At 33.1% G+C, this 12567-nt stretch carries 17 protein-coding genes; 2 read left to right on the forward strand and 15 right to left on the reverse strand.

All coding sequences use genetic code 11. The features are described from left to right. The first annotated feature begins 1 nt into the window (after nt 1). The gene (locus ACFQ1Q_RS00175; protein ID WP_386126742.1) at nt 2-550 is read left to right on the forward strand and encodes a 1-acyl-sn-glycerol-3-phosphate acyltransferase; all 549 of its coding nucleotides are present in this window, start codon (nt 2-4) and stop codon (nt 548-550) included. A 638-nt stretch (nt 551-1188) separates the two neighbouring features. Beyond that, nucleotides 1189-2217 carry a hypothetical protein gene (locus ACFQ1Q_RS00180; protein ID WP_386126744.1) on the forward strand — a complete coding sequence of 343 codons (1029 nt, stop codon included), beginning with the start codon at nt 1189-1191 and terminating at the stop codon, nt 2215-2217. Between the two features lie 82 nt (nt 2218-2299). Here the strand turns inward: ACFQ1Q_RS00180 and ACFQ1Q_RS00185 are convergent, their stop codons facing one another. From ACFQ1Q_RS00185 to ACFQ1Q_RS00255, 15 genes are all read right to left on the reverse strand, one after another. Beyond that, the gene (locus ACFQ1Q_RS00185; protein WP_386126746.1) at nt 2300-2767 is read right to left on the reverse strand and encodes a nuclear transport factor 2 family protein; all 468 of its coding nucleotides are present in this window, start codon (nt 2765-2767) and stop codon (nt 2300-2302) included. A gap of 68 nt (nt 2768-2835) precedes the next feature. Continuing rightward, nucleotides 2836-3585, reverse strand: a complete 750-nt coding sequence (locus ACFQ1Q_RS00190; protein ID WP_386126748.1) for a YebC/PmpR family DNA-binding transcriptional regulator — start codon at nt 3583-3585, stop codon at nt 2836-2838. Between the two features lie 192 nt (nt 3586-3777). Then, entirely contained in the window at nt 3778-4068 is a 291-nt protein-coding gene (locus tag ACFQ1Q_RS00195) for a 4a-hydroxytetrahydrobiopterin dehydratase (protein ID WP_386126750.1), read from the reverse strand. 35 nt (nt 4069-4103) lie between these two features. Next, nucleotides 4104-4934, reverse strand: a complete 831-nt coding sequence (locus ACFQ1Q_RS00200) for a sugar nucleotide-binding protein (RefSeq protein ID WP_386126752.1) — start codon at nt 4932-4934, stop codon at nt 4104-4106. 27 nt (nt 4935-4961) lie between these two features. Further along, complete coding sequence (gene gcvT, locus ACFQ1Q_RS00205) at nt 4962-6044, reverse strand: glycine cleavage system aminomethyltransferase GcvT (protein WP_386126754.1); 1083 nt, start codon at nt 6042-6044, stop codon at nt 4962-4964. A 138-nt stretch (nt 6045-6182) separates the two neighbouring features. Beyond that, complete coding sequence (locus ACFQ1Q_RS00210) at nt 6183-6737, reverse strand: hypothetical protein (RefSeq protein ID WP_386126756.1); 555 nt, start codon at nt 6735-6737, stop codon at nt 6183-6185. Nucleotides 6738-6747: 10 nt separating this feature from the next. Beyond that, entirely contained in the window at nt 6748-7227 is a 480-nt protein-coding gene (locus tag ACFQ1Q_RS00215; RefSeq protein ID WP_386126758.1) for a hypothetical protein, read from the reverse strand. Nucleotide 7228: 1 nt separating this feature from the next. Continuing rightward, the gene (locus ACFQ1Q_RS00220; RefSeq protein ID WP_386126760.1) at nt 7229-7918 is read right to left on the reverse strand and encodes a LytR/AlgR family response regulator transcription factor; all 690 of its coding nucleotides are present in this window, start codon (nt 7916-7918) and stop codon (nt 7229-7231) included. Beyond that, the gene (locus ACFQ1Q_RS00225; RefSeq protein WP_386126762.1) at nt 7911-8972 is read right to left on the reverse strand and encodes a sensor histidine kinase; all 1062 of its coding nucleotides are present in this window, start codon (nt 8970-8972) and stop codon (nt 7911-7913) included. The genes ACFQ1Q_RS00220 and ACFQ1Q_RS00225 overlap by 8 nt, the downstream gene beginning before the upstream one ends. After that, nucleotides 8959-9615, reverse strand: coding sequence for a hypothetical protein (locus tag ACFQ1Q_RS00230; RefSeq protein WP_386126764.1), 657 nt, complete (start codon nt 9613-9615; stop codon nt 8959-8961). The genes ACFQ1Q_RS00225 and ACFQ1Q_RS00230 overlap by 14 nt, the downstream gene beginning before the upstream one ends. Before the next feature lie 109 nt (nt 9616-9724). Then, nucleotides 9725-10108: a DoxX family protein gene (locus tag ACFQ1Q_RS00235; RefSeq protein WP_317048461.1), complete on the reverse strand. Its 384-nt coding sequence runs from the start codon at nt 10106-10108 to the stop codon at nt 9725-9727. Nucleotides 10109-10207: 99 nt separating this feature from the next. Beyond that, nucleotides 10208-11101: a GIN domain-containing protein gene (locus ACFQ1Q_RS00240; RefSeq protein ID WP_386126766.1), complete on the reverse strand. Its 894-nt coding sequence runs from the start codon at nt 11099-11101 to the stop codon at nt 10208-10210. Nucleotides 11102-11109: 8 nt separating this feature from the next. Continuing rightward, a complete protein-coding gene (locus ACFQ1Q_RS00245) occupies nt 11110-11493 on the reverse strand; it encodes a hypothetical protein (RefSeq protein ID WP_386126768.1) in 384 nt (127 codons plus the stop codon). A gap of 12 nt (nt 11494-11505) precedes the next feature. Continuing rightward, nucleotides 11506-11991: a hypothetical protein gene (locus ACFQ1Q_RS00250; protein ID WP_386126770.1), complete on the reverse strand. Its 486-nt coding sequence runs from the start codon at nt 11989-11991 to the stop codon at nt 11506-11508. 19 nt (nt 11992-12010) lie between these two features. Further along, nucleotides 12011-12505 (reverse strand): DoxX family protein, encoded by a 495-nt coding sequence (locus ACFQ1Q_RS00255; RefSeq protein WP_386126772.1) that lies wholly within the window; start codon nt 12503-12505, stop codon nt 12011-12013. Nucleotides 12506-12567 lie beyond the last annotated feature (62 nt).

A 12567-nucleotide genomic window follows, 5' to 3' on the forward strand; every position in this document is an offset into this window, starting at 1 on the left:
TATGAAGGCTTTAGCTAAACTCATATACTTTAAAATTTTAGGTTGGAAAATCGTTGGGAATAAAAACTTTTCTCAAGACACGGTAAAAAAAGCAGTTATAATTGCTGCGCCACACACCAGTTATCACGATTTTTTCATTGGCTTATACCTAAGAAAAATCACAGGTACAAAAACAAATTTCATAGGAAAAAAAGAATTATTTACATGGCCATTTGGTTATTATTTTAGAGCTGTTGGTGGTCGACCAGTTGATAGAACGCCAGGACAAAATAAGGTAGAAGCTATTGCAAAATTATTTGAAGGCGAAGAAGAATTCCGACTAACACTTGCTCCTGAGGGCACACGGAAAAAAGTCGATGAGTGGAAAACCGGGTTCTACTACATTGCTAAAACTGCAAACGTGCCAATAATCATGTTTACGCTAGATTTTAAAAATAAACAGAACAAAATCTCTGAACCTTATTACTTAACGGATGATAAAGATGCCGATTTTAAGATTTTAAAGTCTTTTTTTGAAGGTGTTGAGGGCAAAATACCTCCGAATTCTTAAGTTTTTCGTGTTTTAAGCACTTCTATTTTTGGCTTATCTTCAATTTCTTTTTTACTTCTTGGAAAATCAATGAGGTACTTGCGTAAATGGTTGCAAAATTGATATTTCCATAATATACTTGACTTGTCGCATCTCTAACGTGCGCTTCATACAATTCTTTTAAAGGATGAATAAAAGTTAACCGATGCAAACCTTCAAAAATTAAATATTGAATATGAAATAATTGAAAAAAGCAAAGCTTATAATATTCTTCAAAGTAAACACTGAATTATATCATAGTTGTCGAATAATATATTAAGAGTTAATAAAAACTTGGCACAAGCTTTGTAATTAAAAAATAGAGTAATGAAACATAAAATAAACCTAAGCGTCACTAGAAAGAAACACGACTCATTTAAAAAGACTATCATACAAAGCGATAGTCTTTTTTAATTCTAATTAATTTTTTTTGAGTTAATCAATTAACTTTTTTAGCAATTTTAATACCAAACGCCATATTAAGTTTGGCATAGCTAATTACGGATATAAAAACGAAAAGTGGTTTTGTTAAAACAACGTTAATTATAAAATAATAATAAAACCATCCTACTTGTAAATTCGTAAATACTATATAAACCTATTTATAAACCATGAAAATTATGAAAACAAAAGAATTTTTTAAAATTGCCTTATTATCAATTATGTCATTTGGACTTGTAACTTCTTGTGAAGATGATGATAATAACTCAGATAGTAATAATCAAAGTATTAAGTTGTTTGCATCAAACAATGCTAATGGTAATATTACTGTTTACGACTTAGCCCAAGCACCGATTACAACCTCAACATTATTGACAACATCAACCGCTGCAGATGGTGTATTTTTTGATAGTGCAACTAATACAATTGTACAAGCATCTCGCTCAAGCAATGGATTAGAAGGATTTAACGTCTCAACAGATTTTATAAATAATACGGTATTAAGTTTAGATATCGACGGTTCTGACGATATGGATAGCCCACGAGAGTTGGCAGTAAACGGTAATTTTTATGTAGTTGCTGACAATGCTGATGTAGATGGAAATACAGCAACGCCAGATGGAAGGTTATTTGTTTATCAAAGAAATGCTTCAACTTTTACACTAAGAAACGTTATTACTACAGATTTTAAACTATGGGGAATTACATTTATTGGTAATGATTTGTATGCAGTTGTTGATGCAGATAATGAATTAGCTGTTTTTACTAACTTTTTATCTAATACAACAAATGCAACTTTATCTGCTTCTAAAAGAATTGTAGTTGAAGGTATTGTAAGAACGCACGGATTAACTTATGACGCTGCAACTGATGTCATGGTAATGACAGATATTGGATTGGCTTCAAACGGTCAAGACGATGGAGGATTTCATGTAATTACTAATTTTATTCCAAAATTTACGGCTGTAGCAGATGGTGGAACACTGGCAGTGACACAACAAACCAGAGTTTCTGGAGCAGCAACGTTATTAGGAAACCCTGTTGATGTTGCTTATGATGGAGTAACAGGAACTGTTTTTATCGCTGAGGCTGGAAACGGAGGTGGAAGAATATTAGCTTTTAGCAATATTGGTAACGGTGGAAATTTAACGCCAGTTGTAAATAACAGTTTAGCATCTGCTTCATCTGTTTATCTTTCTAGACAATAATTTGTAAACTAACAGTTTACAGTCCTTTTTAAAGCTATGAAAAAGGAGAATAGGTCATCAAGAAATTGATGACCTTTTTATTTTAAATATTTTTTGATTCAAAAATGTCAAGTATTTTGTTGGTTTGCTTTTGAAGTTTATTTTCAAAAAAAGACGTATTACCAATCAACCAGCCTTTAAATCCAAAAGCTTGTTTTGCCCAATTATGTAAATCAAAGCTATCAGTATGCTTAATAATAAGGCCATCTTTAAACTGAAACTCAGACGAAATAGAATTTATAACTCTTCTACCAGTTTTGCTAAATAGGTATTCGGCTTGCCAATTTGCATAGCCTTTTTCATTATTTGTTTTTATGTTAGAATATGATACTTTAAAATCTTTTCCTTTTTGAGTGTTGCATAGCATACGCCACATGTTTTTGGCACGTTCAGCTTTTAAAACTCCAAATGCTGGATCTTTAAAAAGTATGTCATCATGATAACATTCAATCATAGTATCGGCGTCTAAGTTTTTAAAAGCCAAATAAAATTTGTGTAATAGTGCATCCATAATTGAAAGCTACAAAAAAAGACCTTCAAAATATGAAGGTCTTAAATATTATTAAATGTATTTGAATTTTACTCATCCGCAGATTCTTCCATAGTATGATAAACGTTTTGTACATCATCATCCTCTTCAAGCTTTTCTAATAATTTTTCAACGTCTGCCGCTTGTTCTTCAGTAAGTTTTTTTGTGACTTGCGGAATACGTTCAAAACCAGATGAAATTATTTCGATATTATTCTCTTCTAGATAGGCTTGAATTTTACCGAAGCTTTCAAATGGTGCATAAATCATAACACTTTCAATAGTGTTTCCATCTTCATCTTCGTCGGTATCTTCAAAAATTTCTTCAACACCAAAATCAATAAGTTCTAATTCTAATTCTTCCAAATCCAAATCATCACCTTTAATTTTAAAATTGCACGTATGGTCAAACATAAAAACCACTGAGCCAGATGTGCCTAGACTACCGTCAGTTTTATTAAAATAACTACGTACGTTGGCAACGGTACGTGTATTGTTATCTGTTGCGGTTTCTACAAGTACGGCAATACCATGTTGCGCATAACCTTCAAAAATCACCTCTTTAAAATCACCTTGACTTTTATCAGATGCACGTTTTATAGCGCGCTCAATATTGTCTTTTGGCATATTTATAGACTTGGCGTTTTGTATAACAGCCCTAAGTCTACTATTACTATCTGGGTCTGGTCCGCCTTCTTTTACTGCCATTACAATATCTTTTCCGATACGTGTAAAGGCTTTACTCATTGCTGACCAACGCTTCATTTTACGTGCTTTTCTAAATTCGAAAGCTCTTCCCATAATCTTTTGTTATAAATTAAAAAGTGTGTTTTTCTTCAATAGTTTGATGTCGAACAAATTTAAAAAAATTAGTGTGGTATTAAAATAGATGTTTTTGATAATGTTTGAAATTTTGAAAGTCAACATTTTAAATTTAGAATACAAATAGGTTTCGACTGCGCTCAACCAGACAAAATTTTTAGTTTTTAAATTTTAATCTTCTGGCTCAACGATATGCTCAATAGCCCGTGCCAAATCAAAATCTTTTTCAGTAACACCATTAGCATCGTGAGTTGATAACGATATTTTAAGCACATTGTAAACGTTAGACCAATCTGGATGATGGTCTAAAGCTTCGCACTCAAAAGCAATACGGCTCATGGCACTAAAGCAATCTTTAAAATTTTCAAATTCAAATTCGGCATGGATGGCATTGTCAAAATAATCCCATTCTGGCAGTTGTAATAACTTTTTTTCTATTGTGGTTTCGTCTAGTTTTTTCATATTCTAAAGTTAAATATTAAAGCGAAGAACCACAACTATTTCTTTAGTTCTTCTAATACTTTATCGCTCGTAATCTGAAGGTGTTTAGGTAACACATTATACTTAGGTAAAACAGCTAAATAACGGTCGTCATTTGTAGTATAGACATTTTTGAAGGCTGCTTTTGTGGGTAAAACATTAGCTGCCAATTCTTGTATAAACTCATCGTGATGTACTAAATCTGTACTTCCTAAATGGAAAACACCCGATTTTTTACGGTTGATGATATAATGAATTTGCTGTGTTACTTTTTTATCGAGCGTCACATTCATTATCAAATTAGGGAATAACTCCAATGCTTCTTTTTCTGATGTTAATTGCTTCATTTCAAGAATACGTGGGCAATTGTTTCCAAACACCATTGGCAATCGCAAAATTACATATTGACGCTTTGGCATTCGCATGAGCATATTCTCAATTTTTATTTTGAAATGCCCGTATATGCTATGACTTAAGGTTTTATCGGTTTCGTAGCTAGGGTATTTACTATAGGCATCAAATGCGTTGGCTGATGAGAGGAATATAATTTTACTACCATATTCTAATGCATATTCTGTAATGTGTGCATGTGCTATGGTTTGCGCATGAAAATCACCACGTAAGGCCGAAATTATAATATCTGGTTTTGTAGCTTCAAGAATTTCATAAATATCATCTTCTTCAACATGGTAATGAAAAAAATGCTTGTTATTTTCAAACTCTTTCCTTGGTGAAAAATATGTGCCATAGGTATTGTAATACGTACACAATTCTTTATAAATGGAATTGCCCAAATAACCACTAGCGCCAAGGACAAGAATTCTATATTTCTTTTCAATCTTCTTCATTAATCTAACAACGCTACGAAACGAAATTTAGCCTTTATAGAATGGTAATTTTACCACAGTCGCTGGAATTTGGTTTTTTCGTACTCGAATAAAAATTTTGCTTTCAACAGCAGAAAACACGCGTGGTACATAACCTAATCCAATACCAACACCTAAACTAGGACTCATTGTTCCTGAAGTAACTCGCCCAATTTTATTTTCAAATTCATCTTCGATATCGTAACCTTGACGCGGAATACCACGCTCATCCATTTTAAATGCAACTAATTTGTTGACTGGTTTGTTTTCTTTTTCGGCTTGTAATGCGGCACTATTTGTAAACTCTTTATTGAATTTACAAACCCAACCTAAACCTGCTTCAATTGGCGATGTTGTATCATCAATATCATTACCATAAAGGCAATAACCCATTTCTAAACGTAAAGTGTCTCTCGCCGCCAAACCGATGGGCTTGATGCCGAATTCTGCACCAGCTTCGAGAACTTTATCCCAAATTTGTTTTACCTCTTCATTTTTGCAATAAATCTCAAATCCGCCACTACCAGTATAACCAGTTGCCGAGATTATTACATGCTCGATACCTGCAAAATCGCCAACTACAAAGTTGTAAAAGGGAATAGAAGACAAATCGTGACTACTCAAGGATTGCATCGCCTCAACCGCTTTTGGTCCTTGAATAGCGAGTAGAGAATAGGTTGCGCTTAAATCTCGCATATCTGCACCAACATCGTTTTTTGACTGAATCCAAGCCCAATCTTTTTCAATATTGCTGGCATTTACGACTAATAAATAGGTTTCTTCTTTAATTTTGTAGATGATTAAATCGTCTACAATTCCGCCAGTATCGTTTGGCAAACAGCTGTATTGTGCTTTTCCTATTTCTAATTTTGAAGCATCGTTACTCGATACTTTTTGTATTAAATCTAAAGCATTTGGTCCTTCGATTAAAAACTCGCCCATATGCGATACATCAAACACACCAACGGCTTTTCTAACCGTTTCGTGTTCTATGTTTACGCCTTCGTATTGTACTGGCATATTATAGCCAGCAAAGGGCACCATTTTAGCACCAAGTGCTTCGTGAGTTAAGGATAATGCTGTATTTTTCATGATTTACGTTTCAGAATTTGAAACGCTAAATTAAGGATTTTTTGGACGAATGTATGGCCTGTCAAATAGATTTATTTTTTGTAAATCCTGCTAATTTTTAATCTAAAAAGAATAACGTCTAAGATTCAAATTTTATATTTATTGTTTTATTTTTTCCCAATAATTATAAAGACTTATTTTATGAATCTTATATGCCTCTGGCATAGTTTTGGTCGGTGAAAGTGTAAATGAAATATCACTATCAAAATACCAGAAATTTTCTTTTAAATTTCCTTTTTCCGTGCTAATATTCCAAGAGTCAATATTAATAAGTGCGTACTCATAGCTATCGGATACATAATCAATAGCATAGTCTTCGAGTTGTTTTTGATGATTATACTTTAATTGAATTTTAGCATTAAGTTGATTATTATTTTTATTGCTTATTAATTCAATAGTTTTAAATTCATAATCTTTAAACTCATCACGCCAAGATGGCACTTCATCTTTTGGACGACCAATTTCAAGTAATTGATTATAAATATTAATACTGTCTTCAGCACTTCGACTTAAGGCGAATAAGTTCTCCTGTGTAATTGAAATTATGCGTTGCTTTGTGTCAATATTTACGGTTGTAGTTTCTGAAAAAATAGTGCTATTTTCTATTCCAAAAAATGTACCTATTGCAAAAAATATAATTTTTATTTCTCTCATTTTTTTAACCCTAGTTAATTCGTAATTGATTTAATGATATTTGATAATCATACTGCAAATCTTCATGAAATGTCGAAATCTTTTTCTCAACAGCGCTGATTTGCCGTTGGTACAAATTATCAAGGGTTCGGTTACGATGAATGTTAGGTTTTAACCGATTAAGACGTTCGCAAAAGTAGAGTAGAAGTTCAACTTCCGTCGTTTTGGTAAGGCTGTAACGACTAAAGGTTTTTATCTCGCGCAGAATTTTTCGGATGGTTTTTTTCATGTAGAAATAACTGTTCGTATTCATACTTTCAAATTGCGCGTCTAGGGTTTCTTTAATACTCTCTATATAACGGTCTTCATCGTGAGCCTGAAAGAGTAAATAGGTAAGCAGTTCCTTGTTTTCTTTCTTAAATCGTCCTAGTCGTAAGCATAATTGTAATAATTCTTCTTTAGGAAGATGTTGTAATTCTTTTTTTATGGTAACAATAGACTCAGCCTTCATATTACAAATCTAAGGCTTTTAAAACTTTTGATTTGTAGGTTTGTCCTATAGGAATTTTATGTCCAGAAATCTGAATTTGATTTCCCGATAGTTGCTCCATTTTATTCAAATTAATACTAAACGATTTGTGAACTCTTATAAAATGAGTTGGTAATTGCTCAATAAAACCAGAAAATGTACTGTGCGTTACTATCGTTTTGTCTGCCAAATGCACTTTTACATAATCGCCAAAGGCTTCAATAACAGCAATGTCTGAAAAGAAGACTTTGTGCAGTGCTTTATTTTCTTTAAGAATCAAGAAATCTTGTTTAGGCTGAAGTGCTTTTTCATTCAGAACTTTATTAATCGCCGTTAAAAATCGTTCGTAAGCAATTGGTTTTAAAAGATAGTCGGTAGCATTGACCTCAAAACCCTCTACAGCATATTGCGGATAAGCGGTTGTGAAAATTACAGCTGGCGGATGTTGCAGACTTTTATAAAAATCCAATCCGGTTTGTTTTGGCATATTAATATCTAAAAATAACAAGTCCACTGCCGAATTGAGTTGTAGATATTTAAAGGCTTCCGCAGTATTACTACAGGTTTGTTTAAGCTCTAAAACTTCGGTTTCCGAAACAAAATGCTGCAACACTTTTTGAGACGATAATTCGTCATCAACAATAATACAGGTTATGCGATTTTGGTTATTCATTCTTTAGGTTCAGAGTGACTATAAAGGTTTGCGCTGTGTTTTCAATATTGAGTTTATGCCTATTTGGATAGACCAAATTTAGATTATTCTTCAAATTTTCTAAGCCTACGCCAGAATAGTTGTGGTCTATGCTTTGTTGATTAGTTCCATTTGAATTTTCGATTCTAAACATAAAATCATTACTTTTTTGAATAAACTCTATCTTAATTTTGTCTAAGGTATTATCTTCAGAAAATCCGTATTTATACGCGTTTTCTAAAAGTGGTAACAAAAGCATAGGATATATTTTGAAGTTCTCGTCTTCGATATCTACAATGACATCAACCGTATTTTCTGAGTGTCCACGATATTTTTGAAACGAAATATAGTTGTGCAGTAATTCTAATTCGTCTTTAAGAGAAACACGCTCTGTGTCCGAATCGTAAATAATGTAACGTAGAATGTCCGAAAGTTCTACAATGGCAGTTTTTATATTCTCCTTTTTTTCTAATGCCATGGCGTAAATCACATTTAGCGAATTGAATAAAAAATGCGGATTTATCTGAGCTCGTAAGGCAGATAATTGTGTTTGTATTTGCTGATTTTGAAGTTTTAATAGCTTGTTTTCATTGGTATTGTAATACAACCAGTCTTCAGCCAATTTAAGTAGCGTTGTTGCAATTAAAATAATGCCATAGGTTAAGTAAATATTGGTTTTAGACAAATAGGAGATAAAGAAATATTTCGAAAATAAAATATCTAGAATTGAATTAAAAAACTGTGCGTTTAGAAATGAAAACACACCAAAATTCAGAATAAAAAGCAGGATATATATAGCATAGCGTTCTTGTTTTAAAAACTTGGGTATTAGTATGTAAAAGTTGATGGAAACAGGAACTATTACCACGACTAAAAAGCCTAATGTGTATATATAATCTGCAGTAATTGGTATTTTACCTTTTGAAAAAATAAAGAGTAAAATAAGAAATGCCAAAAACCACAGAATGCCATTAAATAATAGCGGTCTGTGGTAATTGCTGCGTTGTAATATGGTTTTAATATTAAGGCTTTGCATTGTTTGGCTTTAATCTTCTAATATCATCATTATCCCATTTATCTTCAAAATCTGAGACCATAAATTTCTTAAGAAAATTATGCAGTTCCTCACTTGTGGCAGTTAAGACCAAATCTTCGTCGATACCAGTTCTTTCGTGCTTAATGCGTAATCGTTTTTCAGTTATCAGTTTATTGACTGCCTTTTCTGATAGCCATTTAAAAGTAAAGCCTTCGTTGGTGATATCTACAAAAGCGGTAGAATGGGTTTTTAACAGATGCTGCGCAACTAATTTATTTAAATCATCACTATCGTATTCAAAAGGCGTAAGGTCTATAAAAAGGTGTTCATCTACCATAAAGGGCATGGCGATAAACGAGGCTTCTGTATCTTTCTTTTTATACTTAATGTAATACCCATCTTTAAAGCGCTCAAAAGCCTCTTTCGATTCCTTAGATAACGTTGTATTTGGGTCAGTTTCTTTTTCCCATTCGTCTTTAAACGAGCGAATATCCCATTGTCCGTTTTTATTATCTGTCCAATTGCCTACAAGCTTTCCAGAATAATTTATGCTTGATTTTGTATAAAACGGCTGAATAGATTTTACAATACAAGAGCTAAATAGCAAAACACATAAACTCACTAATACTAATCTCGTTTTCATAATTTTTGATTTTAAAAGTTTCAGCTAAACTCTTATAAAAGACAATGAGTTGCAACGTTTTTCGACAAACACGTTGCAACTCATGTCAAACACTTTGAAATTATAAGTTCTAGCGTCCCTTTCTTCCGTCTACAGAGAATTTTCCTGGACCAGCCAAAAAGATAACCACAAAAGCAATTAAATATAATAATGCCATTTCTTTACGTGCTAATGGGTCGCTACCGTGAACAATAAATGCTGCGACAGCCATTGTAATAGCCGCTGGAATTGCAGCAAACTTAGTTTTTATACCAAAAATAATTAGTACTGGTGCTAATACTTCGCCAACAAGACAAAGGATTAACGATGCCGTTGCACCAATACCTAGTGGGTCTGCAAATTCAATGGGTCCGTTTAGTTTATCAAGTTTTGGGATACCATGGTTTATTAGCATTAGTGCTGAGAATCCAACTCTATGGATTAATAACGCTAGGTCGTTGTAGTTTGTTTTCAAAATAGTGGGTTTTATTAATTAGTTATCGTCTAAATATAGACAGAAATATTAAACCTTCAAATTTTGAAGTTTTGAAAATATGTGTCCTACAATTAATTTCTATTGGAATAGATTTACGACTTTACCTTCGTCTTCTGGCGTAATAATCACTAATAGTTTTTTAAAGCCCAATGCGTTTTGTTTGTAAATTTTTGTGCCTACCGACCATTTTTCTTTGCGTTTGGAGTTGGGCATCATTGGAAAACCATAACCAAAATAGCTACCGTCTGCTTTTGGTCCTTTAACTATAAATTGATTTCTGTTAGACGAATTGTTTTTTATTTTAAAAGATATCCACTTTATATCTTCTTTTTTCATCTTGTAATTTGAAGACGATTCTACCATGCCGCCAGACTTCGTTTTTATTTTATTGTCTTTTGGAAGTTGTGTATAAAGTAATTTTCCATCGTTTGAAACATCTGCCCATAAATATTTGGTTGGGTTAACTTTTATAGTCCCAGAATCCCAAAGATTTACAAAAACCTTTTCAGCTTCTATATTTGATGCGTCTATGTGACCTATTTCTGTGCCCAAGCGCAGCTCTTTAGTTTTCCCTTCTATGATTACCTTGCCAATATTGGCATTAACTCTTAAAATAGCATTGTTAACATTAGTAATTATAGTTTTGTCATGCGTATCGTGCACAACACGTTTTAGATTAGGCGCACCAATTTTTATACTAATTTTTTGAGTAGGTGCAATCCATTTTAGCTGACTAAAGTGAATGGTGCCATCTACAATTTCTGTATCAATGTATTTAAACAGGTTAGAGTCTGCCGTGATTTCCAAGCTTGCGATCGCAGAATTATCAATTGTAATATTGGCGTATAAATCTATTTTTATGGTTTCAACATTTTCAAATGGAAATGTTCGAGTTTCTACATTATTGTTTCCTTTTATTTGTGCTAGACCTGCAAATCCTACAAGCATTAGCAATAAGCTTAACTTTTTCATATTACGAATTATTTTTTTGTGGTTTTTGCTTCAGGAGTATTGAAAGTTGCTTCATAAGTGAAGTTTTCAGGCTCATATTCAAATTTTATTGAACGGTTTGGCTGATTTTGCAATTCGTATTCGTCATTATTTACAAATTTGAATTTGATATCGTATTGCGCCGCTTGAAATTCAACTTTTGCTTCATAAATACTGTCATTGTTTTCATCTGTAAGCGGAACTAACGCTTTCCAAGCTGGACTTGTAAACTGGCCTCTTACACCTGGATTAGTAATATTATCTAAACCTCTCATATCTACTTTAAATGTGATGGTTTTGAGATGTGTTTCTTGCACGCAACTTGTTATAATTAAGATTGCGATTAGAACTAAAAGTGATTTATAATTTTTCATGAGTTCTTTATTTTAAAGTTTAGTGTAACTGTATGTATTTCTTACAAATTTTTCATCACTATCTAAATATGAAACTTCTTTCGTCACAGTATATGTTGAATTCGTTAAAGTATGCGTGATAAACATATTGGCCTTTTTACCATTATCTCTACTTTGGTAAGTGGTCACCAGAGTTTTTGTTCCGTTTTCTTCAGTAAAACTTAGCACCTTCTCATTGCCAAAATAGGTGCCCTTTTTTTTGATTTTCACTGAACCTTTATGGTTTTTGCTCGGCTCGTAAGTGTATTGTACGTTGGAGATTAACTTGTCACCTTCAATCTTAAACTGCATAGTAGCATCTATGGTTTCTTGTTTGCCAGATTGGTAGTCTTTGTAAGTCAAAGTGCCTTCCCAACTGGTATTGTTCATACTTTCAAAATCTGAAAGTGAAATGGTGTTTTGTGCATTAATAGTTATTACTGTGAACAGTAAAGCGAATGTTGTAAATAGAGTTTTCATAATATGTTGTTTTGAATGATTATTTTAATTTTTTACTGATTAGAAAGTCAAGCCCGAAGCGTCCTGAACCCAATGTTAAGTTGTAAATAGCAACCCATAAAAAGCCCATTGCAGGTAGCATATTCCAAGCAGGTCCATTCCATTTTTGTAGAAAAATTGCAACGAGCATGGTACACATAATTAAGAAGGATGAGATACGTGTGCCAATACCTAGAGCCAATAGTATTCCGCCTACAGCTTCGCTAAAAGCGCCCATCCAAGCAAAGAAGATTGGGAACATAGCAAAGATGCCGCCGTAAGCTTTAACATCTTCTGGGAACCAGGCAGCGACTTCGAACAAGTTGAGATTTTGGCTATCTGGCGTCCATGGCACACCAAATTTGTCGGCACCAAAACCAATAGAGAGTCCAATTCCGCATCCAAATCTGATGATAAAGAAGATGAAATCTGAAAACCAGTTTTTCTGAACGGTAGGTGTAATTAAAAATTTGAGGAAAGTTTTTAAGCGTGTCATCGTATTTGTGTTTTAAGGGCTGACATACATCAGCGAGATTGATGACACAAATTTGCGACACA

This window comes from Winogradskyella litorisediminis (genome assembly GCF_042675765.1).
GTDB classification, from domain to species: Bacteria; Bacteroidota; Bacteroidia; order Flavobacteriales; family Flavobacteriaceae; genus Winogradskyella; species Winogradskyella litorisediminis.

What these genes read in the sequence shown, in the direction of transcription:
- ACFQ1Q_RS00230 (WP_386126764.1), bottom strand. Translation starts at nt 9,615, where the DNA reads ATGAAAACGAGATTAGTATTAGTGAGTTTATGTGTTTTGCTATTTAGC.
- ACFQ1Q_RS00180 (WP_386126744.1), top strand. Translation starts at nt 1,189, where the DNA reads ATGAAAACAAAAGAATTTTTTAAAATTGCCTTATTATCAATTATGTCA.
- ACFQ1Q_RS00225 (WP_386126762.1), bottom strand. Translation starts at nt 8,972, where the DNA reads ATGCAAAGCCTTAATATTAAAACCATATTACAACGCAGCAATTACCAC.
- ACFQ1Q_RS00245 (WP_386126768.1), bottom strand. Translation starts at nt 11,493, where the DNA reads ATGAAAAATTATAAATCACTTTTAGTTCTAATCGCAATCTTAATTATA.
- ACFQ1Q_RS00185 (WP_386126746.1), bottom strand. Translation starts at nt 2,767, where the DNA reads ATGGATGCACTATTACACAAATTTTATTTGGCTTTTAAAAACTTAGAC.
- ACFQ1Q_RS00250 (WP_386126770.1), bottom strand. Translation starts at nt 11,991, where the DNA reads ATGAAAACTCTATTTACAACATTCGCTTTACTGTTCACAGTAATAACT.
- ACFQ1Q_RS00210 (WP_386126756.1), bottom strand. Translation starts at nt 6,737, where the DNA reads ATGAGAGAAATAAAAATTATATTTTTTGCAATAGGTACATTTTTTGGA.
- ACFQ1Q_RS00255 (WP_386126772.1), bottom strand. Translation starts at nt 12,505, where the DNA reads ATGACACGCTTAAAAACTTTCCTCAAATTTTTAATTACACCTACCGTT.
- ACFQ1Q_RS00200 (WP_386126752.1), bottom strand. Translation starts at nt 4,934, where the DNA reads ATGAAGAAGATTGAAAAGAAATATAGAATTCTTGTCCTTGGCGCTAGT.
- ACFQ1Q_RS00175 (WP_386126742.1), top strand. Translation starts at nt 2, where the DNA reads ATGAAGGCTTTAGCTAAACTCATATACTTTAAAATTTTAGGTTGGAAA.
- ACFQ1Q_RS00240 (WP_386126766.1), bottom strand. Translation starts at nt 11,101, where the DNA reads ATGAAAAAGTTAAGCTTATTGCTAATGCTTGTAGGATTTGCAGGTCTA.
- ACFQ1Q_RS00195 (WP_386126750.1), bottom strand. Translation starts at nt 4,068, where the DNA reads ATGAAAAAACTAGACGAAACCACAATAGAAAAAAAGTTATTACAACTG.
- gcvT (WP_386126754.1), bottom strand. Translation starts at nt 6,044, where the DNA reads ATGAAAAATACAGCATTATCCTTAACTCACGAAGCACTTGGTGCTAAA.
- ACFQ1Q_RS00215 (WP_386126758.1), bottom strand. Translation starts at nt 7,227, where the DNA reads ATGAAGGCTGAGTCTATTGTTACCATAAAAAAAGAATTACAACATCTT.
- ACFQ1Q_RS00190 (WP_386126748.1), bottom strand. Translation starts at nt 3,585, where the DNA reads ATGGGAAGAGCTTTCGAATTTAGAAAAGCACGTAAAATGAAGCGTTGG.
- ACFQ1Q_RS00220 (WP_386126760.1), bottom strand. Translation starts at nt 7,918, where the DNA reads ATGAATAACCAAAATCGCATAACCTGTATTATTGTTGATGACGAATTA.